This is a genomic window from Streptomyces sp. NPDC001606, from assembly GCF_053596835.1.
This window is the reverse complement of record NZ_JBSFHC010000011.1, coordinates 84424-107351: the sequence shown is the minus strand read 5'-3', so window position 1 is coordinate 107351 and position 22928 is coordinate 84424. Positions and strand designations below refer to the sequence as shown.

Annotated in this window: 19 protein-coding genes; 13 read left to right on the top strand and 6 right to left on the bottom strand. The window is 72.6% G+C overall.

The features are described 5' to 3' along the window. The first annotated feature begins 50 nt into the window (after positions 1–50). Together sucC and sucD are read left to right on the top strand one after the other, a co-directional pair. A complete protein-coding gene (sucC, locus tag ACWCV9_RS21020; protein ID WP_450788582.1) occupies positions 51–1229 on the top strand; it encodes an ADP-forming succinate--CoA ligase subunit beta in 1179 nt (392 codons plus the stop codon). Positions 1230–1257: 28 nt separating this feature from the next. Next, positions 1258–2142: a succinate--CoA ligase subunit alpha gene (sucD, locus tag ACWCV9_RS21015; protein WP_450788581.1), complete on the top strand. Its 885-nt coding sequence runs from the start codon at positions 1258–1260 to the stop codon at positions 2140–2142. A 102-nt stretch (positions 2143–2244) separates the two neighbouring features. Here the strand turns inward: sucD and ACWCV9_RS21010 are convergent, their stop codons facing one another. Further along, positions 2245–3216 carry an RNA polymerase sigma factor gene (locus ACWCV9_RS21010; RefSeq protein WP_450788579.1) on the bottom strand — a complete coding sequence of 324 codons (972 nt, stop codon included), beginning with the start codon at positions 3214–3216 and terminating at the stop codon, positions 2245–2247. A gap of 62 nt (positions 3217–3278) precedes the next feature. Here ACWCV9_RS21010 and ACWCV9_RS21005 point away from each other — a divergent pair, with 62 nt between their 5' ends. Further along, positions 3279–5150: a cell division protein PerM gene (locus ACWCV9_RS21005; protein WP_450788577.1), complete on the top strand. Its 1872-nt coding sequence runs from the start codon at positions 3279–3281 to the stop codon at positions 5148–5150. Here the strand turns inward: ACWCV9_RS21005 and ACWCV9_RS21000 are convergent. Beyond that, complete coding sequence (locus ACWCV9_RS21000) at positions 5147–5977, bottom strand: hypothetical protein (protein ID WP_450788576.1); 831 nt, start codon at positions 5975–5977, stop codon at positions 5147–5149. The two genes, ACWCV9_RS21005 and ACWCV9_RS21000, sit on opposite strands and share 4 nt — an antisense overlap. A gap of 272 nt (positions 5978–6249) precedes the next feature. Here ACWCV9_RS21000 and purN point away from each other — a divergent pair, with 272 nt between their 5' ends. Together purN and purH are read left to right on the top strand one after the other, a co-directional pair. Next, positions 6250–6888 carry a phosphoribosylglycinamide formyltransferase gene (gene purN, locus ACWCV9_RS20995; RefSeq protein ID WP_450788575.1) on the top strand — a complete coding sequence of 213 codons (639 nt, stop codon included), beginning with the start codon at positions 6250–6252 and terminating at the stop codon, positions 6886–6888. After that, on the top strand, positions 6885–8453 hold the full coding sequence (purH, locus tag ACWCV9_RS20990; protein WP_450788573.1) for a bifunctional phosphoribosylaminoimidazolecarboxamide formyltransferase/IMP cyclohydrolase: 1569 nt from the start codon (positions 6885–6887) through the stop codon (positions 8451–8453). Before purN ends, purH begins: the two co-directional genes overlap by 4 nt. 103 nt (positions 8454–8556) lie before the next feature. Here purH and ACWCV9_RS20985 read toward each other — a convergent pair whose 3' ends face one another. From ACWCV9_RS20985 to ACWCV9_RS20970, 4 genes are all read right to left on the bottom strand, one after another. After that, the gene (locus ACWCV9_RS20985; protein WP_385843459.1) at positions 8557–9012 is read right to left on the bottom strand and encodes a hypothetical protein; all 456 of its coding nucleotides are present in this window, start codon (positions 9010–9012) and stop codon (positions 8557–8559) included. Between the two features lie 122 nt (positions 9013–9134). Continuing rightward, entirely contained in the window at positions 9135–10655 is a 1521-nt protein-coding gene (locus tag ACWCV9_RS20980; RefSeq protein ID WP_450788571.1) for a protein kinase domain-containing protein, read from the bottom strand. Next, positions 10652–11401, bottom strand: a complete 750-nt coding sequence (locus ACWCV9_RS20975) for an FHA domain-containing protein (protein ID WP_385843462.1) — start codon at positions 11399–11401, stop codon at positions 10652–10654. Before ACWCV9_RS20975 ends, ACWCV9_RS20980 begins: the two co-directional genes overlap by 4 nt. Positions 11402–11561: 160 nt before the next feature. Continuing rightward, positions 11562–12149 carry a hypothetical protein gene (locus ACWCV9_RS20970; RefSeq protein WP_450788569.1) on the bottom strand — a complete coding sequence of 196 codons (588 nt, stop codon included), beginning with the start codon at positions 12147–12149 and terminating at the stop codon, positions 11562–11564. A gap of 263 nt (positions 12150–12412) precedes the next feature. Here ACWCV9_RS20970 and ACWCV9_RS20965 point away from each other — a divergent pair, with 263 nt between their 5' ends. The 8 genes from ACWCV9_RS20965 to ACWCV9_RS20930 all read left to right on the top strand — a co-directional run bounded on the left by ACWCV9_RS20965 (position 12413) and on the right by ACWCV9_RS20930 (position 22927). Further along, positions 12413–13267: a bifunctional methylenetetrahydrofolate dehydrogenase/methenyltetrahydrofolate cyclohydrolase gene (locus ACWCV9_RS20965; protein ID WP_385843464.1), complete on the top strand. Its 855-nt coding sequence runs from the start codon at positions 12413–12415 to the stop codon at positions 13265–13267. Continuing rightward, positions 13257–13724, top strand: a complete 468-nt coding sequence (locus tag ACWCV9_RS20960; protein WP_450788567.1) for a DUF3017 domain-containing protein — start codon at positions 13257–13259, stop codon at positions 13722–13724. The genes ACWCV9_RS20965 and ACWCV9_RS20960 overlap by 11 nt, the downstream gene beginning before the upstream one ends. 312 nt (positions 13725–14036) lie before the next feature. Further along, positions 14037–15248, top strand: a complete 1212-nt coding sequence (locus ACWCV9_RS20955; RefSeq protein ID WP_450788565.1) for a DUF2690 domain-containing protein — start codon at positions 14037–14039, stop codon at positions 15246–15248. A 354-nt stretch (positions 15249–15602) separates the two neighbouring features. Further along, positions 15603–16592 (top strand): malate dehydrogenase, encoded by a 990-nt coding sequence (locus tag ACWCV9_RS20950; protein WP_450788564.1) that lies wholly within the window; start codon positions 15603–15605, stop codon positions 16590–16592. 254 nt (positions 16593–16846) lie between these two features. Then, on the top strand, positions 16847–18367 hold the full coding sequence (locus ACWCV9_RS20945) for an aldehyde dehydrogenase family protein (RefSeq protein ID WP_450788562.1): 1521 nt from the start codon (positions 16847–16849) through the stop codon (positions 18365–18367). Between the two features lie 44 nt (positions 18368–18411). Next, positions 18412–19941, top strand: coding sequence for a GMC family oxidoreductase (locus tag ACWCV9_RS20940; protein ID WP_450788560.1), 1530 nt, complete (start codon positions 18412–18414; stop codon positions 19939–19941). Next, positions 19941–21005, top strand: coding sequence for a quaternary amine ABC transporter ATP-binding protein (locus tag ACWCV9_RS20935; protein WP_450788558.1), 1065 nt, complete (start codon positions 19941–19943; stop codon positions 21003–21005). Before ACWCV9_RS20940 ends, ACWCV9_RS20935 begins: the two co-directional genes overlap by 1 nt. Beyond that, the gene (locus ACWCV9_RS20930; protein ID WP_450788556.1) at positions 21005–22927 is read left to right on the top strand and encodes an ABC transporter permease; all 1923 of its coding nucleotides are present in this window, start codon (positions 21005–21007) and stop codon (positions 22925–22927) included. Before ACWCV9_RS20935 ends, ACWCV9_RS20930 begins: the two co-directional genes overlap by 1 nt. The last annotated feature ends 1 nt before the right edge of the window (position 22928 follow it).

Below are 22928 nucleotides of genomic sequence, written 5' to 3'. Positions count from 1 at the left end.
ACGCCCACGCATCCAACGAACCGCGAGATCACTGATAGGGACGGAAGCGCGTGGACCTGTTCGAGTACCAGGCGAGGGACCTCTTCGCCAAGCACGATGTACCGGTGCTGGCCGGTGAAGTCATCGACACGCCTGAGGCGGCCCGCGCAGCCACCGAGCGCCTCGGTGGCAAGTCTGTCGTCAAGGCCCAGGTGAAGGTCGGCGGCCGTGGCAAGGCCGGCGGCGTCAAGCTGGCCGCCTCCACGGACGAGGCCGTCAAGCACGCCGAGAACATCCTCGGCATGGACATCAAGGGCCACACGGTCCACAAGGTGATGATCGCCGAGACGGCTCCGGAGATCGTCGAGGAGTACTACGTCTCCTTCCTCCTGGACCGCGCCAACCGCACCTTCCTCTCCATCGCCTCCGTCGAGGGCGGCATGGAGATCGAGGAGGTGGCGGCCACCCGCCCCGAGGCCGTCGCCAAGACGCCGATCGACGCCATCGACGGTGTGGACGAGGCGAAGGCCCGTGAGATCGTCGAGGCCGCGAAGTTCCCGGCCGAGGTCGCCGACAAGGTCGTGAACGTCCTCATCCGCCTGTGGGACACCTTCATCAAGGAAGACGCCCTCCTGGTCGAGGTCAACCCGCTGGCCAAGGTCGCCTCCGGTGACGTCATCGCCCTCGACGGCAAGGTGTCGCTGGACGACAACGCCGAGTTCCGTCACGAGTGGGACGAGCTCCACGACAAGGCTGCCGCCAACCCGCTCGAGGCGGCCGCCAAGGAGAAGGGCCTCAACTACGTCAAGCTCGACGGCGAGGTCGGCATCATCGGCAACGGCGCGGGTCTCGTCATGAGCACCCTGGACGTCGTCGCGTACGCCGGTGAGAACCACGGTGGCGTCAAGCCCGCCAACTTCCTGGACATCGGCGGTGGCGCCTCCGCCCAGGTGATGGCGAACGGCCTGGAGATCATCCTGGGCGACCCGGACGTCAAGTCCGTCTTCGTGAACGTCTTCGGTGGCATCACCGCCTGTGACGAGGTCGCCAACGGCATCGTGCAGGCCCTGAAGCTCCTCGAGGACCGCGGCGAGAACGTCACCAAGCCGCTCGTCGTCCGCCTCGACGGCAACAACGCCGAGCTGGGCCGGCAGATCCTCACCGACGCCAACCACCCGCTGGTGCAGCGCGTCGACACCATGGACGGCGCGGCCGACAAGGCCGCCGAGCTGGCCCACGCCGCCAAGTAAGCACTCAGGACGAGGACACCAACACACCATGGCTATCTGGCTCAACAAGGACAGCAAGGTCATCGTCCAGGGCATGACCGGCGCCACCGGCATGAAGCACACCAAGCTCATGCTCGGGGACGGCACGAACGTCGTGGGCGGCGTGAACCCGCGCAAGGCGGGTCAGACCGTGGACTTCGACGGCACCGAGGTACCCGTCTTCGGGACGGTCGCCGAGGCCATCGAGAAGACCGGCGCCAACGTCTCCGTCATCTTCGTGCCGGAGAAGTTCACCAAGGACGCGGTCGTCGAGGCCATCGACGCCGAGATCCCGCTGGCCGTCGTGATCACCGAGGGCATCGCCGTGCACGACTCGGCGAACTTCTGGGCGTACGCCGGCAAGAAGGGCAACAAGACCCGGATCATCGGCCCGAACTGCCCCGGCATCATCACCCCGGGCCAGTCGAACGTCGGCATCATCCCGGGCGACATCACCAAGCCGGGCCGCATCGGCCTGGTCTCGAAGTCCGGCACGCTGACGTACCAGATGATGTACGAGCTGCGTGACATCGGCTTCTCGACCGCCGTCGGCATCGGTGGCGACCCGATCATCGGCACCACGCACATCGACGCGCTCGCCGCGTTCGAGGCCGACCCCGACACCGAGCTGATCGTCATGATCGGTGAGATCGGTGGCGACGCCGAGGAGCGTGCCGCGGACTTCATCGCGAAGAACGTGACCAAGCCGGTCGTCGGCTACGTCGCGGGCTTCACGGCGCCCGAGGGCAAGACCATGGGTCACGCCGGCGCCATCGTCTCCGGCTCCTCCGGCACCGCACAGGCCAAGAAGGAGGCCCTGGAGGCCGCCGGCGTCAAGGTCGGCAAGACGCCGACCGAGACGGCGAAGCTGGCTCGGGAGATCCTGAGCGCCTGAGCGTCGCAGCAGTAGAACGCCGGTAGGCCCGTCCCGCTTCCCCGGGACGGGCCTACCGGCGTATCGGCAGCCCCGCGGAGGCCCCACAGGGGACACCGGCCCTCACCACGCCTCCGGCAGCACCCTCTCCCGCCCGCCCGGCGTGGCGCGCAGCTTCGCCCGCAGAGCCTGCTGCTCGCGCGACAGCGGCCCCAGGGCGACCGGCGCCGGAACACCCCGTACCGCCTGCGCCGGGGCGATCGGCGCCTCGTAGTGCGTCGGCGCCGTCCGCAGCGTGAGCGTCGTCGCCCCGATGATCGTCACCGTGAACGCGATCGCCGCCCGCGTCCAGAACGCGTTCCGGCGTTCGCACTCCCGCCGTACCGGCTCCGCCCGCGCCGCGCGCAGCCGCTCCGTGGAGGCCAGTTCGGCCAGCCGCCGGTGCAGCAGCGCGGTGTCGGCCAGCTCGGGCACCCGCGCGGCCACCGCCTCGCGCGCATGGGTCAGCCGGTTGGCGGCCGCCGGGGTGCTGGCCTCCGTCTCCGCCGCCGTCTCCGGCAGATCGAGGCCCACCCCGTCGTACAGCACGAGGGTGCGGCGGTAGGAGGGCGGGAGCCGGAGCAGGGCGTGCAGCAGCGCCCGGTCCGCCGGGTCGGCGGGCGGTGGCTCCGGGGTGCGGTAGCGCGGGCGGAAGCGGTGCCAGGGGGAGAGCGCGCAGTCGTACGCCACCGCCCGTACCCACCCCGCCGGGTCCCGGTCCGCGGCCACCTCGGGCCAGCGCTGCCAGGCGAGCTGGAAGGCCCGCTCCACGGTCTCGCGGGCCAGTTCGCGCCGCCCGGTGAGCAGATAGGTCTGGCGTACGAGCGCGGGGGCGCAGAAGGCGTACAGCGCGTCGAAGGCCTGAGCGGGCGTCAGCGGCGCCGGACCCTCCGCTTCCGGCGCCGACGGCTCCTGATCCCGTGTCAGAGAGCGGGCCGCGCGCAGGCGTCGGCGTTCCTTCGGCGGCGGCAGCGGGCCGGCAGTGCTCTGCGTCGTCACCGTGCGGCACCGTCCTTCCGTGCGAAAAAGAACATAAACGTATATTGAGCGACACATCGGAGGTTCGCCTGTTACGACGGGAAAGCGCGTGTCGTTGGGAGCATGGCGGGGTGACCCAGATGACCGCTCGCCGACCGTCGCCGACGTCCCTGCTCGCCCGGGTGCGCGACCGCTCGCCCGGGCTGGCCGCGAGCCTCCTGGCCGGTGTGGTCGCGGCCGGACTCGGCCTCGGCTCGCTCGCCGTGCTCGTCCTCGGGATGTGGATCAGCTCGCCGTACCCGGACAGCGGGCCGGACGGCGCGCTGCATGTCGCCGCCGCGCTGTGGCTGCTGGCGCACGGCGTGGAACTGGTCCGCACCGAGACCCTCTCCGGCGCCCCCCTGCCGGTCGGGGTGACGCCGTTGCTGCTGCTCGCACTGCCGGTGTGGCTGGTGTACCGGGCGGCCCGGGACGCCACGGACGCCCCCACCGAGCCCGACGGACCGCCCCCGGTGCCGGCCCGGACCGTGTGGACGGGCGTGGTCCTCGGCTACCTCGCCGTCGGCGGCGCGGCCACCCTCTACTGCTCGGGCGGCGAACTGCGCCCCGAAGGGCCCTGGGTGACGGTCTGTCTGCCGCTCGTCGCGGCGGGCGCGGCCGCCGCCGGAGTGTGGACGGCGCACGGCCGCCCACGCGAACCCCTGCTCAGCGTGCTGGTGGTACTGCCGGGGCCGGTGCGGCGGCTGGTGTTCGGCGCGGACGCCCGGGCCCGGCTCGGTACGGCCGTCCGCGCGGCCGGTGCGGCGACCGCCGTGCTCTTCGGCGGCGGAGCGCTGCTGCTCGGCACGTCACTGGCGTGGCACGGCGACACGGCACGGGCCTCCTTCCTCCAGCTGACGGAGGGCTGGACGGGCCGGTTCGCCGTGCTGCTGCTCGGCATCGCGCTGATCCCCAACGCGGCGGTGTGGGCCGACTCCTACGCCCTCGGCCCGGGCTTCACGCTCGGCGCCGGGCACCCGATCCACGCGCTCGTCTCCGACCCCGCCCCGCTGCTGCCGCCGTTCCCGCTGCTCGCGGCCGTGCCCGACCCCGGCGCCGGGACACCGCTGAACTGGGCGGCGGGACTGGTGCCGCTGACCGCCGGGGTGACGGCGGGATGGTTCGTGGCGCGGGCGTCCGTACGGCGGCCAGCGCGGGGGCAGCCGGGGGAGCCCCCACAGATGCGCTGGTCGGCGGGGCGTACCGCCGCCGTGGTGCTGCTCACGGCCGGGCTCTGCGCCGGGATCCTCGCGCTGCTCGCCGAGCTGGCGGGCGGCCCGCTGGGCGTGGCCGCGCTGGTCCGCTTCGGTCCGGTGTGGTGGCAGACCGGCGGAGCGGCCGGGGCGTGGACGGCGGTGACCGGCCTGCCGGTCGCGCTGGTCGTACGGGCGTGGCGGCTGCGCGGCCGGCGCGGGCGGGGGGCGGCCATCCCCGTGCAGGGAGCGGAGCCGGTGAAGCAGCCGGACCAGAAGCCGGACAGGAAAGCGGACAAGAAGCCGGCGCCCGTCGAGAAGTCCACGTCCTCCGTGCAGCCGGTGCAGCCGGTGCCGCCGGTGTCGCCCAAGGACGCGGGTGCGGCCGAGGCCGGGGACATCGACGCCGACGACATGTACGAGGTCCTTCCGGTCGACGCCACCGCCGACCCCTACCCCTCGGACTGGCACGACGATCTCGCGCGCGCCTCCCGCTGGGCGGCCCTGAAGGAAGCGGCGGCCCTGAGAGAAGTGGCAGCCCTCAGGGAAGCGGCAGCCCCCGATGACCTCCCCCTCCCCGACGACCCGGTACGACAGCCCCCGGCACCCCCCGCGCCGCCGACCCCCTGGCCGCCGGCGCCGTGGCCTCCGGCCGGACCCCGGACACAGCTCGAGGAGCCCACGCCGCAGGACCCGGACCGCACACCGGCACGGGAGGTGTCGCCGGAACCGGAACCGGGACCAGAACGGGCACCGGAGCCGCCGAAGGACGGCCTCTAGCCGTTCTCGGCCCCCAGCACCCCGCGCAGCTGCTGCGGCAGCAGCTGTTCGCAGGACTGCTTGGCCTCGTGGGTCAGGGCGTCGTCGAGGCAGGTGTAGTAGTCCCGGTAGACCAGCTGGACCGTGAAGGTCGACGCCACCAGCAGCAGTGCCAGGGAGGCGGTGATCAGGCCGCCGATGGCCGCTGTCAGCTGGGGGCGGCCGGGACCGACGGCCGGGGTGCCGGGGCCGTTCGGGCGCGACGTGGCGCGCAGCGCGCTGGTACCCCAGTACAGGGCCAGCGCGCCGAGCAGCAGGGCGACGTACGGCCAGCCGAAGAGGACGAAGAAGACCGACCACATGCCGGACAGCAGGGCGTAGCGCGCGCGGCGCTGCGCGGGGTCGGTCGGATCCCACCGCATGCCGGACCCGCCGGGCCCACCGGGGCCGCCCGGACCACCCTGCGGACCGCCCTGCGGGCCGCCGCCGGGCCGCTCACCGAAGCCGCCGGGGGAGCGCCCGGGCTGCCGGTCGCTCCACTGGTTCCCCCACGGAGCACCCGGACCGTGCCCCTGACCCGGACCGTGCCCCTGACCCGCATCGGAACCCGGGGCGTCGCCCGTCCCCTCCGGGTGGCGCGGCTGCCAGGGGCGGTCCGGGGAGCCCTCCGGCGGGGGCGCGAACGGATTGTCGTCCCCGCGCTCACCGCTCGGGCGGCCGCCGTTCCGTCCGTTCCCGGACGCCTCCGGCGGCGCGGTCGGCCGCTCCCGCAGCACCACGGTGACGTGCGCCCCGGCCGGCGCCGACTGCGGGGGGAGCGTGAGGAGTCGCGGGCTGCGGTCCGGCATCAAGATGAGCGTCTTCCCCTAGGTGAATCCGACTGGTACGGAACGGGCGGTCACTTCGTGAACGCACCGCACGACAACCGCGTTCCCGACACTCCCGAACCCGCTCCTCGCAGACGCTACCTTCCGGCCCCGCCCCCGCCCCGTGGGGGTTGTCCAGTGTGCCGGTATCGTTGCTGACGGTCGGCTGCTTCGTAGAGTTCCCCGTATCGAGGGACACGAAGCATTCGTACGAATGTACAAGTTCCACAGTTTCCCCGAGAAAGGGCCCCACCGTGGCCGCCACCCCCGCTGGCCCAGCGGTCAAGCGCCTCGTCGTGCTGGTCTCCGGATCCGGCACCAACCTCCAGGCGCTTCTGGACGAGATCGACCGCACCGGAGCCGAGTCGTACGGCGCGCGGATCGTCGCCGTCGGGGCCGACCGCGACGGCATCGAGGGGCTCGCCCGTGCCGAACGGGCCGGGCTGCCGACCTTCGTACGCAGGGTCAAGGACTACGCGACCCGGGAGGAGTGGGACGCGGCGCTCGCCGAGGCCGTCGCCGCCCACGAGCCCGACCTCGTGGTCTCCGCCGGGTTCATGAAGATCGTCGGGAAGGAGTTCCTGACCCGCTTCGGCGGACGCTTCGTCAACACCCACCCGGCCCTTCTCCCCAGCTTTCCGGGGGCCCACGGCGTCCGTGACGCACTCGCGTACGGCGCCAAGGTCACCGGCTGCACCGTCCACTTCGTCGACGACGGCGTCGACACCGGGCCGATCATCGCGCAGGGCGTGGTGGAGATCCGGGACGAGGACGACGAGAGCGCGCTGCACGAGCGCATCAAGGAAGTCGAGCGAAGGCTGCTCGTCGAGGTCGTGGGGCGGCTCGCCCGGCACGGCCATCGCATTGAGGGACGAAAGGTAGTTATCCAGTGACCGCCACCGCCGAGAGCACGAAGCGGCCCATTCGCCGGGCGCTCGTCAGCGTCTACGACAAGACCGGGCTGGAAGACCTCGCGCGCGGCCTGCACGCGGCCGGTGTGGAGCTGGTCTCCACCGGCTCCACGGCCGGCCGGATCGCCGCCGCCGGCGTCCCCGTCACCAAGGTCGAGGAGCTGACCGGCTTCCCCGAGTGCCTGGACGGCCGGGTCAAGACCCTGCACCCGCGGGTGCACGCGGGCATCCTCGCCGACCTGCGTCTCGACAGCCACCGCGAGCAGCTCGCCGAGCTGGGTGTCGAGCCCTTCGACCTCGTCGTCGTCAACCTCTACCCGTTCCGCGAGACGGTCGCCTCCGGCGCCTCGGACGACGAGTGCGTGGAGCAGATCGACATCGGCGGCCCCTCCATGGTCCGCGCCGCCGCCAAGAACCACCCGTCCGTGGCCGTCGTCACCGACCCCGCCCGCTACGCCGACGTGCTCGCGGCCGTCCAGGACGGCGGCTTCGACCTCGCCGCCCGCAAGCGCCTGGCCGCCGAGGCGTTCCAGCACACGGCCGCCTACGACGTCGCCGTCGCCACCTGGTTCGCGACCGGCTACGCCCCCGCCGACGACTCGGGCTTCCCCGACTTCCTCGGCGCCACCTTCGAGCGCAAGAGCACCCTGCGCTACGGCGAGAACCCGCACCAGCCCGCCGCCCTCTACGTCGACGGCACGGGCGGCCTCGCCGACGCCGAGCAGCTGCACGGCAAGGAGATGTCGTACAACAACTACACGGACACGGACGCCGCCCGCCGTGCCGCGTACGACCACGACGAGCCCTGTGTCGCGATCATCAAGCACGCCAACCCGTGCGGAATCGCGATCGGCGCGGACGTCGCCGAGGCGCACCGCAAGGCGCACGCCTGCGACCCGGTCTCCGCGTACGGCGGCGTCATCGCCGTCAACCGCCCTGTCTCCAAGGAGATGGCCGAGCAGGTCGCCGACATCTTCACCGAGGTCATCGTCGCCCCGGACTACGAGGAGGGGGCCCTGGAGGCCCTCACCAAGAAGAAGAACATCCGGGTGCTGAAGGCCCCGGACGGCCCGGCGAACGCCGTCGAGATCAAGCAGGTCGACGGCGGTGCCCTGCTCCAGGTCGCCGACCGCCTCCAGGCCGAGGGCGACGACCCGGCCACCTGGACCCTGGCGTCCGGCGAGGCGCTCTCCCCGGCGGAGCTGGCCGAGCTGGCCTTCGCCTGGAAGGCCTGCCGCGCGGTGAAGTCCAACGCGATCCTGCTGGCCAAGGACGGCGCCTCGGTCGGCGTCGGCATGGGCCAGGTCAACCGCGTCGACTCCTGCAAGCTGGCCGTCGAGCGGGCCGGCGAGGACCGCGCCCGCGGCTCCTACGCGGCCTCCGACGCCTTCTTCCCCTTCCCCGACGGCCCCCAGATCCTCATCGACGCCGGCGTCCGGGCGATCGTCCAGCCGGGCGGCTCGATCCGCGACGAACTCGTCGTGGAAGCCGCGCAGAAGGCAGGCGTGACGATGTACTTCACGGGAACGCGCCACTTCTTCCACTGACGCCCCCAGGCGGTACGCCCCACCACGCACAGTCGGTGACATCCGCGCACCGCGACGGCCTCCGGCCCTCCCCCGGGAGGTCGGAGGCCGTCGTCGTGTCAGGTCAGCAGGGGCGGAGGGACCAGATCGGGTCCCAGGTGGCCGTGCCGGCGTCGTAGGCCGTGGAGGTCCAGCGGACGCTGCCGTCCTGGTTGAAGAACTTGGCGACCGTGCCCGGGGTCTGGTTGTTGGTGTAGGGGCCGTCGCCGGTCCAGTTGTCGAGGTTCCAGGTCTGGCACTTGTAGAAGTCGAACTTGGTGCCGTTGACGAGCATGCACAGGTGGCCGTAGGCGCAGTCGAGGTCCTTCGCGGCGGACCTGTTCTTCGGGGCCTTGGTGAGGGTCAGGCCGTCGTAGCGGACCGTGTCGGCGGAGACGGAGAGGGGCTTCGGGTGGCCCGCGAGGACGTGGTCGGCCACCTGCTGGAGGCTGTCCGGTGCGGCGGCGGTGGCCGCCACCGTGGAGCCGGCGAGCAGGGCGGTGGCCGCGACGAACAGGGCGGCGGACTTGGCGAGGTTCACGTGTTCCCCCTTGTGAACGGTTGTGCGGTGTCGGTCGCTCCGCCCCGGCGTGGTCACCGCGGGGCGAAGTGGCTTCAGCGTCGCAGCCGTTCCGGGGGAGGGGTACCTCGGATGTCTGAGGGTCAGCTGGTGGCCGGCGGTGTGTACTCCTTGAGGTAGTGGGCGACCCGGGTGCAGTAGCCGCGCCAGCGAGGGGGGATTCCGTGAGCGGCGTTCACTTTCGCGTACGACGTCCGGTAGGCAGCGGCGATCAGCAGGCGCTTGTCGCCGGGCAGGCCCGGCTTGAGGCGGGGGTCGATGAAGCAGAGGTAGCGGCCCATCGCGGGGATGGAGAGGGCGGGGGAGAGGGGCGGGGCCGGGGTGGAGGGCGCGGGGATGCCGTTGTCGTTCATCCACCAGCGCAGCACGCCCGGGGTCCAGCGGGCGATGCCGAACTCCTGGTTCTCCGGGTCGGAGAGGTTCGGGTCGAAGCCGCTCTCCGCCTTCAGCATCGCGGCGATCAGCGCGGGGGTGACCGCGCGCCGGGAGCAGAAGTGCGCGGCGTCCACGATGAGTTTGCGGTAGGCGACGGGGACGCCCCTGTCGGTGCGGAGTTCCGCCGAGCCGTAGGAGGCGAGGGCGGTCGGGGTGGGGCCGTGGTGGCCGGGGGCGGCGTCCGGCCGGGCGGCCCAGGTCCAGGCCAGCGTGGCGGTGAGGGTGGCCGACACCGCGGCCAGGGCGATGCGGGAACGGCGGCACAGGCGGGGGGTGGGGGTCGTACCGGAGGCGGCTGCCACCCGGCGGGACAGGGCCTGTGTGGTGACGCGGGTGGCGTGGGTGCGGGCCAGGCAGTCGCGGATGACGTCCCGCCATACGGTGGGGAGTTCGGGGGACAGACGGAGTTCGTCGGTGCCGCGGGCGTAGGCGACGGCCGCGTCCCGGCGGGCCGACGGGGTGCCGCCGGGGAGTGGGAAGGAGCCGGTCAGCACCAGGTGGGCGAGGACGCCGTACGCCCAGACGTCGGCGGAGGGGCGGATCCGGCGGCCGCGTTCGCCGATCTCGGACCAGAGCAGCTCGGGCGGGGTGTAGTCGGGGGTGGAGAAGGCGGGGGTGTAGGCGTGGGTGCCCTCGAGTTCCGCGGCCATGTTGAAGTCGGCGAGCCGGGCCGAACCGTCCGGCATGAGCAGGACGTTGGCCGGTTTCAGATCGCCGTGCACCCAGCCCGCGCGGTGCAGCTGGGTCAGGCCCGCGCAGATCTGGGCGAGCAGCGCGGGACCGGCCGCCGGGCGGGGCTCGGCCGCGAGCAGGGTGGCCAGGGAGCCCGCGGCGCGTTCCAGGACGAGGACCGTCGCGCCGTCGAGCGCCGGGTGGTCCGGGTCGTCGACGACCAGGGTCTCGTACATCCGGATCAGCCGGGGTTGCCGGAGCCGGCCCAGCAGGGCGATCTCGCGCTCGACGAGTTCGCGCAGGTGGGTCAGCTGGCGCGGGGTGCCGGTGCCGGTCGGCAGGAACTTCAGGGCGGCGGTGCGGGGCAGCTCCGGGGAGCCGCCGGCGCGTCGGCCGACGTAGACACTGCCGAAGGCGCCCGTCGCGATCGGCTCGCGCACCTCCCAGACGCCGACCCGGTAGCCCCGGGGCACGGGTACGGCGTACGGCTCGGTCACCGGGGTGCCCGGCCGGCCGTACCGGTCCCGGCCAGGACGGCCAGGTCGTCCTCCCGTACGAGGTCGAAGCGGAGCGCGAGGGAGACCAGGGACTCCTTCTTGCCGTTCAGCCGCGGCCCCTGCTCCGCCTCCTCGGGGCCGGGTTTGAGGCGCAGCTTCACGGCCAGGTAGTCGATGTTCCACTGCACCGAGGTGCGCGAGGCGGCCGGCCAGGCGGGGCGCAGCCGGTCCACGACCTGGTCGACGGTGGGCAGCGGGGCGTGCGGGTCGCCGCGCAGCCGCGGTTCGCACAGCGCGGCCAGGACGGCGAAGTAGCGTGTGGTGCGGTCGACGGAGAAGGCGGGCGCGGTGGTGTCGCCGTCCGCCCCGGCCCCGTCGCGCAGATAGTCGTGGCGCGGCGCCCACACCTCCAGCGCCAGCAGGTCACCGGCGGCGGGCAGCACGATCCGGGAGAACTCGAACGGGACCGGTGCGTCGAGCCGGCCGGGACCGACCTTGATGTGCTCGCCGGCGCCCTCCGGGTTCTCCACGACGTACGTCTGCCGTGCCGAGAGGTTGCTCAGTATCCAGAACGCCCCCTGGGCGCCCAGCTCGCCGGCCCGGCGGGAGACCCCGTCGTGCGGGATCGTCAGGTCGTTGCCGGCCGCCCGGCCGAAGGTGAGGCGCTCGCCGGGGGCCAGCCGGAGGCGCTCGCGCCGGTGTGGGTCCTCCGGAGTCGGCGGAGGTACGACGATGATGCTGTACAAGGTGCGTCTCCCGTGCCTGACGGGTGCCTGACGGCTACCGGGCCAGACTAGGGCGAACACACCAGGGCCGTGTCTCCCCTGAGCGGGTGAGACACGGCCCTTGAGGTGGATTGGCGTGAACCGTTCCGCGGGGCGCGCGGGTTCGGTTCCGCGCGCCGGATCAGTAGTTCGGGCGGTTGAACCAGGAGCTGCCGTTGCTGTTGGCGCAGAACACGATGATCAGGATGCCGAGCACCAGGCTGAGCAGCGCGAAGACATTGGCGCCCAGCAGGCTGAGGAGGCTGAACAGCGTGACGAGCGAGGCGTAGATGATCGCGGAGACGCGCACGCCGCCCCGGCCCTTGCTGAACTTCATGCCGGTGAGGATCGCCCAGAGCGCGAACGCGAGCACGATCACCCCGAAGACGATGATCACGCCCGCGCCGATGCTGGCGGCCTTGTCCGCGTCCGCCGACGAGACGTTGTTCTCGGACGACATGAGGTCCTTGAACCGGCTGGCGAACCAGGCGCTGGCCGCGAACATCACCACACCGCCGACCGCCTGGAAACCGCCCAGGATGAACAGGAACACCCGGGCCGCCTTCACGCTCCCCGGCATCTCCATGGGGCCGCCCGGGTAGCCGGGCTGCTGGTAGGCGGGGGCGGCGGGGTAGCCGTAACCGGGCTGCTGCGGCTGCTGCGGGTAGCTGTAGCCGGGCTGCTGGCCCTGCGGGGCCCCGTAGGGGTTGTTCGGGTCGCCGAAGCTCATGGCGGTGTTCCTCCGTTGGTCAAAGTGCGGGGACGAGGCGCGGCACTGCACGGAGGAGAGTTCTACAGATGCGGTCCGTCCCCCCGTTGAGCTGCCCGCTGCACTGTTCTGCTCATCGTTCTTGACCGGATAGTCGCTTGTCCAGCCGGGTGCCCGGGGAGTTGTGCAAGTGCAACATCGTCCGGGCACCCGGCCGGGCAGGGGGTACGGCCCTCGGGGACCCGGATTGGAACCGGGGGGCCGTCATCCGCGAGGATGGGGTCATGACCGCCCAGATTCTCGATGGCAAGGCCACCGCAGCCGCGATCAAGTCCGATCTGACCGCCCGCGTGGCGGCGCTGAAGGAGAAGGGCGTCACGCCCGGCCTCGGCACGATCCTGGTCGGGGACGACCCCGGCAGCCAGAAGTACGTCGCCGGCAAGCACCGCGACTGCGCGCAGGTGGGCATCGCCTCCATCCAGCGCGAGCTGCCGGCCACCGCCACCCAGGAGGAGATCGAGGCGGTCGTCCGTGAGCTGAACGAGGACCCGGCCTGCACCGGCTACATCGTCCAGCTGCCGCTGCCCAAGGGCATCGACGAGAACCGGATCCTGGAGCTGATGGACCCGGCCAAGGACGCCGACGGTCTGCACCCCATGAACCTCGGCCGGCTCGTCCTCAACGAGCCCGCGCCGCTGCCCTGCACCCCCAACGGCATCATCTCCCTGCTGCGCGCCCACGGCGTCGAGATCAAGGGTGCGGAGGTCGTGGTCGTGGGGCGTGGCGTGACCATCGGCCGGCCGATGCCGCTGCTGCTCACCCGGCGCAGCGAGAACGCCACCGTGACCCAGTGCCACACCGGCACCCGTGATCTGTCCGCCCATCTGAAGCGGGCCGACATCGTCATCGCGGCCGCCGGCTCCCCGCACCTGATCCGCGCCGAGGACGTCAAGCCGGGCGCGGCCGTCCTGGACGTCGGTGTGTCCCGCAACGCCGAGGGCAAGATCATGGGTGACGTCCACCCGGACGTCGTCGAGGTGGCCGGCTGGATCTCCCCGAACCCCGGCGGAGTGGGCCCGATGACCCGGGCGCAGCTGCTGGTCAACGTGGTCGAGGCGGCGGAGCGCCGTGTCGGCTGAGCAGGCGGCGGGGCGGCCGGCCGACGGTGCGGCCGGTGCGCCGGCCGGCCGGGCCGCGCGCGACGCCCGCGCCACCCGGCGCTTCCCGCGGATCACCAGGGACACCGCGCGGCCCGAGGGCGGCGGACGCGCCGCGGGCGGTGCCGCCCCGGCCCCGGCGCGGCAGTGGCCGATGCTCACCGTGACCGGGCTGGTGGCGATCGGGCTGCTGGTGACCGCGCTCGACGTGTTCCGGGTCGGCACCCTGCTGATCGGCGCCGCCCTGCTGGCCGGTGCGGTGATGCGGTGGACGCTGCCCAGCGTCGGCATGCTCGCCGTCCGCTCCCGCTTCACGGACATCGCCACCTACGGGATCCTCGGCCTCGCGATCGTCCTGCTCGCGATGATGGCCCAGCCCAGCCCGTGGCTCCAGATCCCGTTCCTGAAGGACACCCTGCACTTCACGATCAGCAGATAGCGCATGGCGCGGGTACGGCGGCCCGTCCCCTCCCCCGAGAGGGACGGACCGCCGTCCTCCGTCAGCCTTCCCTGCCATGAAGTGCCTGTTCAACGCCTGTCCGCCCGCTGTGGCACGGAAGTGACCGTTCCGCCACGGTGTCCGTGCTCCGTCACTTCCGTCAGCCCGTGCCATTTGCGGTGTGAAGACCTCGTAGCACCGGGTGCAGAAGCGAGGCGACCCGTGCTCCCGTGCGCCCCCGCTCCGGGAACTGGGATCCTTAGGCAACACATCTCTGTGGGTAGCACTGAGCGGGGGAAGTGGGGGGTGGCGATGCCTCGTTGGAAAGACCTGCCGGACGATCTGGATCCGCAGATCAAGGAGTTCACCAGCCAGTTGCGGCGGCTCGTCGACCGCAGCGGCATGAGCATCGCGGCACTGGCCGACTGCACGGGCTACAGCAAGACGTCCTGGGAGCGCTATCTCGGCGGCCGGCTGCTCGCGCCCAAGGGGGCGATCGTCGCGCTCGCGGAGGTCACCGGCACCAGCCCGGTCCATCTGACCACCATGTGGGAGCTGGCCGAGCGCGCCTGGAGCCGGTCGGAGATGCGGCACGACCGGACCATGGAGGCGATCCGGATCTCCCAGGCCCGCGCGGCGCTCGGGGACTTCGGGGCGGCGGAGGCGACCGGCGGGCCGCCCGCCCGTCCGCGCGGCGGCGCCACCGCGTTCCCGGGGGTCGCCGGCCCGGCGGGCGTCTCGCCGGCCATTCCGACGCAGCCGACGGCCGCCGATGCCGACGCCGCCGCCGACGCCAGGGCCGGGGCCGACGCCGGGGCGCGGGAGGGCGGGGGCCGCGGGGCGGGTCCGGCGGACAGGGCCGGCTCGGGCGGCAACTCCTGGGGAGTGGCCGGATACCGGGGGCCGTCCAAAGCCACTGCCCGCCCGGCCGCGGGCGCGGGTGTACCCGGCGCCGGTGTTCCAGGTGCCCGTGTTCCCGGTGGGGTCGCCGACGTTCCCGGTGCCGCCCGGCCCGCCGCCGAAGGGGCCGAGCGCCGGCAGCGGCTGACGATGTTCCTCGCGGGCCTGGTCGGCACGCTCGCCGTGATCGCCGCCGTCTTCTTCTTCACCGACCACGGCGGCGGCCCGAAGAACGCGCACACCGCCAAGTCGCCCGCCCCCAGCGCCCGTACGCAGGTCAGCGCACCGCCCGGCGTCAAGTGCGCCGGCGCCGCCTGCACCGGCAAGGACCCGGAGGCCATGGGCTGCACCGGCGACCTGGTGATCACCGCCAGGAGCGCCGCCGTCGGCTCCACGGTCCTGGAGGTCCGCTACAGCAAGGCCTGCGGTGCGGCCTGGGGCCGGATCACCGGCGCCACCCAGGGCGACCAGGTCCGGATCTCCGCGGGCAGGCTCCGGGAGACCGGGCGGATCACCGCCGCCGGCGACGCGATCGCCTACACGCCGATGGTCGCCGTACGGTCCGCCGGTGAGGCGACCGCGTGCGCCGCTCTCGCCTCCGGCCGTACGGGCTGTACGAAATAGGACGATGCGGGGGGAGGGGAGCGGCCCGGGGGCGCATCCGGGTGAATTCCCGGGATCCGTAGGCATGGACGGCCGGATCCGGGGCACGCGAACCGTATCCCCCCACGGGAGTCCGGTGAGCCGGTACCCCCAACGGCGGCCGCCTCCGTCCCTACCTCTCCCGGACGGGCGGCCGCCTTTTCCATGCCGCCCGGCCTCCTCCGCCCCGAGCCTGTGGGCTGATCCACACCGCCCCGGACGTCTCGCATGCCGGATGCGCGATAGCCTGACCGCTGGATCTCTCTTGACGCCAAGAGATCGATCATCCGCCCGGGGCAGTGACGCCCCACCGCCAGCTGTCATACGGAGAACGCCATGACCCGCACTCCCGTGAACGTCACCGTCACCGGCGCGGCCGGCCAGATCGGTTACGCCCTGCTCTTCCGCATCGCCTCCGGCCAGCTGCTCGGCGCGGACGTGCCGGTCAAGCTGCGCCTGCTGGAGATCACCCCGGCGCTCAAGGCCGCCGAGGGCACCGCCATGGAGCTGGACGACTGCGCCTTCCCGCTGCTCCAGGGCATCGACATCACGGACGACCCGAACGTCGCCTTCGACGGCGCCAACGTAGCCCTGCTGGTGGGCGCCCGGCCGCGGACCAAGGGCATGGAGCGCGGTGACCTGCTGGAGGCCAACGGCGGCATCTTCAAGCCGCAGGGCAAGGCCATCAACGACCACGCCGCGGACGACATCAAGGTCCTCGTCGTCGGCAACCCGGCCAACACCAACGCGCTCATCGCGCAGGCCGCCGCGCCGGACGTCCCGGCCGAGCGCTTCACCGCGATGACCCGTCTGGACCACAACCGCGCCGTCACCCAGCTCGCGAAGAAGACCGGTTCGTCGGTCGCCGACATCAAGCGCGTGACGATCTGGGGCAACCACTCCGCCACCCAGTACCCGGACATCTTCCACGCCACCGTCGCCGGCAAGAACGCCGCCGAGACGGTGAACGACGAGAAGTGGCTGGCCGACGAGTTCATTCCGACCGTCGCCAAGCGCGGTGCCGCGATCATCGAGGCCCGCGGTGCCTCGTCGGCCGCCTCCGCCGCCAACGCCGCGATCGACCACGTGTACACCTGGGTCAACGGCACCGCCGAGGGCGACTGGACCTCCATGGGCATCCCGTCGGACGGCTCCTACGGCGTCCCGGAGGGCCTGATCTCCTCCTTCCCGGTCACCTGCAAGGACGGTAAGTACGAGATCGTCCAGGGCCTGGACATCAACGAGTTCTCGCGGGCGCGGATCGACGCGTCGGTGCAGGAGCTGGTGGAGGAGCGCGACGCGGTGCGCGGCCTCGGCCTCATCTGACCCGCGCCGCCTCCGGCAGCACTTCGAGCCCGTACGGCCTGGCCGTGCGGGCTCGTGGCCTACGTACCGGCGACTGCTTCCCGCCCAGACGTGTCCGTTTTCTCAGCTTTTCTTCCTGTTTTTCCGTGACGCCGCACACTTTCGGTCACCGATTCCGCATGCCGTTCTGTGGGCTGGGGCAGGCGGCCACGGTCCCCGAGGGGTCACACGTGTGACCGAGGGGAACCGAACAGGAACGGAAGGCAACACCGATCATGGCGGACAGAACGGAACGACAGGCCCAGGCGACCATTCACGCCGGAGGCGAGTGGCTGGAAGCGATCTCCGGGGCGACCCGGGAGATCCTCGACCCGGCGGACGCCCGGCCGTTCGCCGTGGTCGCCGAGGGCGACGAGAAGGACGCCGAGCGTGCCGTGGCCGCCGCACGCCAGGCCTTCGACCACGGGCCCTGGCCCCGCACCCCGGTCGCCGACCGCGCCGCCCTGCTGCGCCGCGTCGCCGATCTCCTCGTACGCGACCGCGAGACGCTCGGCCTGCTGGAGAGCCGGGACGCGGGCAAGACCGCCGAGGAGGGCCGGGTCGACATCGACTGTGTCGCCGACGCCTTCCGCTACTTCGCCGACCTGGTCGCCGCCGAGGCCCCCGGCCGGGTGGTCGACGCCGGCTCACCGGACATCCACAGCACCGTGGTGCACGAGCCGGTCGGTGTCTGCGCGCTGATCACCCCCTGGAACTACCCCCTCCTCCAGGCCAGCTGGAAGATCGCCCCGGCGCTCGCCGCCGGCAACACCTTCGTGGTCAAGCCCAGCGAGATCACCCCGATGACCACCATCGCGCTGCTGGAGCTGCTGGTCGAGGCCGGGCTGCCGGCCGGCGTCGCCAACCTCGTCACCGGACCCGGCCACACCGTCGGCGCCCGGCTCGCCGAACACCCCGATGTCGACCTGGTGTCCTTCACCGGCGGCCTGGTCAGCGGGGTCAAGGTCGCCCAGGCCGCCGCCCCGACCGTGAAGAAGGTCGCCCTCGAACTCGGCGGCAAGAACCCCAACGTGGTCTTCGCCGACGCCTGCGCCACGGACGAGGGCTTCGACACCGCCGTCGACCAGGCCCTCAACGCGGCCTTCATCCACAGCGGCCAGGTCTGCTCGGCCGGCGGGCGCCTCATCGTGGAGGAGTCCGTCCGGGACCGCTTCGTCGCCGAACTCGCCCGCAGGGCCGGCCGGATCCGGCTCGGCCGGGGCACCGAACCGGGCGTCGAGTGCGGCCCGCTGGTCTCGGAGCAGCAGCGCGCCAAGGTGGAGTCGTACGTCGCCTCCGCCCTCGCCGAGGGCGCGGTCCTGCGCACCGGCGGCAAGCGCCCGGAGCCGGACGCCACCCGCCCCGCCACCGGCTACTTCTACGAGCCGACCGTCCTCGACCACTGCCACCGCGAGATGAAGGTCGTCCGCGAGGAGGTCTTCGGCCCGGTGCTCACCGTCGAGACCTTCCGCACCGAGGAGGAGGCCGTCCGCCTCGCCAACGACACGGAGTACGGCCTGGCCGGCGCCGTGTGGAGCGCCGACACCTCCAGGGCCCGCCGGGTCGCGGCCCGGCTGCGCCACGGCACCGTCTGGATCAACGACTTCCACCCCTATCTGCCGCAGGCGGAGTGGGGCGGCTTCGGGAAGAGCGGAGTGGGCCGCGAACTCGGCCCCACCGGACTCGCCGAGTACCGCGAGACCAAGCACGTCTACCAGAACCTCGCCCCGAAGCCCGTCCGCTGGTTCGCCGGCTGAGCCACACCCCGCCACGCCTGACCCCACCCTGGAGTACCCCTCCCATGTCCCAGCACACCCAGATCTACGACTACGTCGTCATCGGCGGCGGCACCGCGGGCTCGGTCATCGCCTCCCGCCTCACCGAGAACCCCGAGGTCACCGTCGCTGTCATCGAGGGCGGCCCCAGCGACGTCGGCCGCGACGACGTCCTCACCCTGCGCCGCTGGATGGGCCTGCTCGGCGGCGAACTCGACTACGACTACCCCACCGTGGAGCAGCCACGCGGCAACTCCCACATCCGGCACAGCCGCGCCCGCGTCCTCGGCGGCTGCTCCTCCCACAACACCCTCATCGCCTTCAAGCCCCTGCCCTCCGACTGGGACGAGTGGGAGGCCGCCGGCGCCAAGGGCTGGGGCGCCGTCCCCATGGAGGCCTACTTCGCCCGTCTGAAGAACAACATCGTCCCGGTCGACGAGAAGGACCGGAACGCCATCGCCCGCGACTTCGTCGACGCCGCCCAGTCCGCTCTCGGGGTACCCCGCGTCGAGGGCTTCAACCGCAAGCCGTTCACCGAGGGCGTCGGTTTCTTCGACCTCGCCTACCACCCGGAGAACAACAAGCGCTCCTCCGCCTCGGTGGCCTATCTCCACCCGGTGCTGGACGAGCGCCCGAACCTCACGCTCCTGCTGGAGACCTGGGCGTACAAGCTGGAGTTCGACCAGGGCCGCGCGGAGGGCGTCCGGGTGCGCACCAAGGACGGCGAGGAGCTGCTGATCCGGGCCCGGAGCGAGGTCGTGCTGTGCGCCGGCGCCATCGACTCGCCGCGGCTGCTGCTCCACTCGGGCATCGGGCCGCGGGCGGATCTGGAGGCGCTCGGCATCCCCGTCGTACAGGACCTGCCGGGCGTCGGCGAGAACCTGCTCGACCACCCCGAGTCGGTCATCGTCTGGGAGACCCACGGGCCGATCCCGGAGAACTCCGCGATGGACTCCGACGCGGGCCTGTTCGTCCGCCGCGACCCCGGACACGCGGGCCCCGACCTGATGTTCCACTTCTACCAGATCCCGTTCACGGACAACCCCGAGCGCCTCGGCTACGAGCGCCCGGCGTACGGCGTCTCGATGACCCCGAACATCCCCAAGCCGAAGAGCCGCGGCCGCCTCTACCTGACCAGCCCCGACCCCTCGGTCAAGCCCGCCCTGGACTTCCGCTACTTCACCGACGAGGACGACTACGACGGCCGGACCCTGGTCGACGGCATCCGCATCGCCCGCGAGATCGCCCGGTCCGAACCGCTGGCCGGCTGGCTCAAGCGCGAGGTGTGCCCCGGCCCGGAGATCGTCGGCGACGCCGAACTCAGCGAGTACGCCCGCAAGGTGGCGCACACCGTCTACCACCCGGCGGGCACCTGCAAGATGGGCGCAGTGGACGACGAACTCGCCGTGGTGGACCCGGAGTTGCGGATCCGTGGCCTGTCCGGCATCCGGATCGCCGACGCCTCCGTCTTCCCGACCATGACCGCCGTGAACCCGATGATCGGGGTGCTCATGGTCGGGGAGAAAGCCGCCGAGCTGATCGGGGGCGGTGCGTGATGAGTAGTACCCCCGTCTTCTCCGTCTCCGGCCTGTGGAAGGTCTTCGGCCCCCGGCCCGAGCGCGTCCCCGCCGACCCCGAGCTGGCCGCCCTCGACCCCGCCGGGCTGCGCGCCCGCACCGGCTGCACCGCCGCCGTCCGCGATGTCTCCTTCGACGTCCGCAAGGGCGAGGTCTTCGTGGTGATGGGCCTGTCCGGCTCCGGCAAGTCCACCCTGGTGCGCTGTCTGACCCGGCTCATCGAACCCACCGCCGGCGCGATCGCCATCGACGGCGAGGACGTCCGCGCGATGGACCGCGCCCGGCTGCGCGAACTGCGCCGCCACCGCGCCGCGATGGTCTTCCAGCACTTCGGCCTGCTGCCGCACCGCACGGTCCTGGACAACGTCGCCTACGGCCTGGAGATCCAGGGCGTGGCGAAGGCCGAACGGCGCGAGCGCGCCGCCGAGTTCGTCGCCAAGGTGGGCCTGGAGGGCATGGAGCAGCGCCGCCCGGGCCAGCTGTCCGGCGGCCAGCGCCAGCGCGTCGGCCTGGCCCGCGCCCTGGCCGTCGACCCCGAGGTGCTGCTCTTCGACGAGCCGTTCAGCGCCCTCGACCCCCTCATCCGGCGCGACATGCAGGAGGAGGTGGTCCGGCTGCACCGCGAGGAGGGCCGCACGATGGTCTTCATCACCCACGACCTCAGTGAGGCGCTGAAGCTGGGCGACCGGATCGCCCTGATGCGCGACGGCCGGGTGGTCCAGCTGGGCACCCCGGAGGAGATCGTCGGCTCCCCGGCCGACGACTACGTCCGCGAGTTCGTCCGCGACGTCCCGCGCGAGCAGGTGCTGACGGTCCGTACGGCGATGAAGTGGGGCGGCTGCGGCGGCTCCGAGCACCCGGGCGCGCTGGCTCCGGACGCGGTGGTCGCGGACGCGATCAGGACGGTGGCCACCCTCGGCACTCCGGCCTGCGTGCTCGCGGACGGCAAGTGCGTGGGAACCGTGGACCACGAACGGCTGCTGGACGTCGTGGCCGGGGTGGATCCGCGCGTGCCCACTCCGCGCACCCCGGAGGCCGTCTGATGGCAACGCTCAGTCTTCCGACCGCCCCGGCCGCACCCCGGGTCCTGAAGAGCCGTACCGCGGGCAAACTCCTCCTGCTCGCCCTCCTCACCGCCGTACTCCTCCCCCTCCTGCACGGCGGCTCCTGGCCGCAGCACCTCACGGTCCACCTGGACAAGCCCCTGGCCGCGGCCAGCAACTGGGTCGTCGACAACCGCGACACCCACCCCCTCTTCCTCTACTTCTTCGGGTACGTCAGCAACGCGGTCGTCCTCTCCGTCCGCGCCGTCTACCTCACCCTGCTCGCCGCGGGCTGGACCGGTGTCACCGCGTTCACCGCCCTCCTCGCCTGGCGCCTGGCCGGGCCCCGGCTCGCCGCCGGTACCGCGGTCGCGCTGCTGACCTGCGGTGCCCTCGGCATGTGGGTGCCGACCATGCAGACCCTCGCGCTGATGGTCGTGGCCGTCCTGGCCTCCGTGCTCGTCGGCGCGCTCCTCGGCCTCGCGGGCGGCCTCTCCGAGCGCCTGCACCGCGCGCTGCGCCCGGTCCTGGACACCATGCAGGTGCTCCCGGCCTTCGCCTACCTGCTCCCCGTCGTCCTGGTCTTCGGCATCGGCGTCCCCGCGGCCGTCCTCGCCACCGTCGTCTACGCCGCCCCGCCGATGGCCCGCCTCACCGCCCTCGGCCTGCGCGGCGCCGACCCCGAGGTCCTGGAGGCCGTGGAGTCGCTCGGCGCCACCCGCCGGCAGCGGCTGCTGACCGCCCGGATCCCGCTGGCCCGCAGCGAGCTGCTGCTCGGCCTCAACCAGACGATCATGATGGCGCTGTCCATGGCCGTGATCGCCTCGGTCATCGGCGCCGGCGGTCTCGGCGACCGCGTCTACCAGGCCCTCGCCTCGGTGGACGTGGGCGCCGCCCTGGCGGCCGGCCTCCCGATCGTGCTGCTCGCGATCGTCCTCGACCGGGTGACCGCGGCGGCGGGCGACGGCGGTACCCGCCCCAGGACCATCGGCCGGCTCTACGTCCTCGCCGTCACCGTGGCGCTCGCCCTGGCCGCCCGCCTCCTCGGCGCCCTGGACTGGCCCGCCGGCCTGACCCTGCACATCGCCGAGCCGGTCAACCGCGCCGTCGACTGGATGACCGGCCACCTCTACTCCGGCGTCCCGGTCGTCGGCGGCACGGCCGACTGGGCGGGGCACTTCACCACCTGGGTGCTCGACCCGGTCCGCGACGGACTCCAGTGGCTGCCCTGGTGGTCGGTGCTGCTGATCGTCGCCGCCCTGGCCTGGCTGATCGGCACCTGGCGCACCGCGCTGACCGCCGTCCTCGCCATGGCCGCGATCGGCGTGCTCGGGGTGTGGGAGCCCTCGCTCGACACCCTCTCCCAGGTGCTGGCGGCCGTGGCCGTCACCCTGGTGCTGGGCTTCGCGACCGGCATCGCCGCCGCCCGCAGCGACCGCGTCGAACGCGTCCTGCGCCCGGTCCTGGACGTCCTCCAGACGATGCCGCAGTTCGTCTACCTGATCCCGGTCGTGGCGCTGTTCGGCGTCGGCCGGGCGCCCGCCGTGGCCGCCGCCGTGGTCTACGCCCTCCCGGCCGTCGTACGGATCACCGCGCAGGGGCTGCGCCAGGTCGACCCGGCCGCGCTGGAGTCGGCGCGCTCACTCGGCGCGACCGGCCGGCAGCAGCTGTGGCAGGTGCAACTCCCGCTCGCCCGGCGGGCGTTGCTGCTCGCCGTCAACCAGGGCGTGGTCCTGGTGCTGGCCGTGGTCATCATCGGCGGCCTGGTCGGCGGCGGCGCCCTCGGCTACAACGTCGCCTTCGGCCTGGCCCAGGGCGACCTCGCGACCGGACTGGTGGCCGGTGCCGCCATCGTCTGCCTGGGTCTGATGCTGGACCGGGTGACCCAGCCGGCCGAGCGCCGCGCGAAGAAGGGAGCGTGAC

Bases quoted from the DNA above. Each gene is read 5' to 3' on its own strand.
- sucD (WP_450788581.1), top strand. From the start codon at position 1,258: ATGGCTATCTGGCTCAACAAGGACAGCAAGGTCATCGTCCAGGGCATG.
- ACWCV9_RS21010 (WP_450788579.1), bottom strand. From the start codon at position 3,216: ATGTGTCGCTCAATATACGTTTATGTTCTTTTTCGCACGGAAGGACGG.
- ACWCV9_RS21005 (WP_450788577.1), top strand. From the start codon at position 3,279: ATGACCGCTCGCCGACCGTCGCCGACGTCCCTGCTCGCCCGGGTGCGC.
- ACWCV9_RS21000 (WP_450788576.1), bottom strand. From the start codon at position 5,977: ATGCCGGACCGCAGCCCGCGACTCCTCACGCTCCCCCCGCAGTCGGCG.
- ACWCV9_RS20970 (WP_450788569.1), bottom strand. From the start codon at position 12,149: ATGAGCTTCGGCGACCCGAACAACCCCTACGGGGCCCCGCAGGGCCAG.
- ACWCV9_RS20965 (WP_385843464.1), top strand. From the start codon at position 12,413: ATGACCGCCCAGATTCTCGATGGCAAGGCCACCGCAGCCGCGATCAAG.
- ACWCV9_RS20955 (WP_450788565.1), top strand. From the start codon at position 14,037: ATGCCTCGTTGGAAAGACCTGCCGGACGATCTGGATCCGCAGATCAAG.
- ACWCV9_RS20950 (WP_450788564.1), top strand. From the start codon at position 15,603: ATGACCCGCACTCCCGTGAACGTCACCGTCACCGGCGCGGCCGGCCAG.
- ACWCV9_RS20945 (WP_450788562.1), top strand. From the start codon at position 16,847: ATGGCGGACAGAACGGAACGACAGGCCCAGGCGACCATTCACGCCGGA.
- ACWCV9_RS20940 (WP_450788560.1), top strand. From the start codon at position 18,412: ATGTCCCAGCACACCCAGATCTACGACTACGTCGTCATCGGCGGCGGC.
- ACWCV9_RS20935 (WP_450788558.1), top strand. From the start codon at position 19,941: ATGAGTAGTACCCCCGTCTTCTCCGTCTCCGGCCTGTGGAAGGTCTTC.
- ACWCV9_RS20930 (WP_450788556.1), top strand. From the start codon at position 21,005: ATGGCAACGCTCAGTCTTCCGACCGCCCCGGCCGCACCCCGGGTCCTG.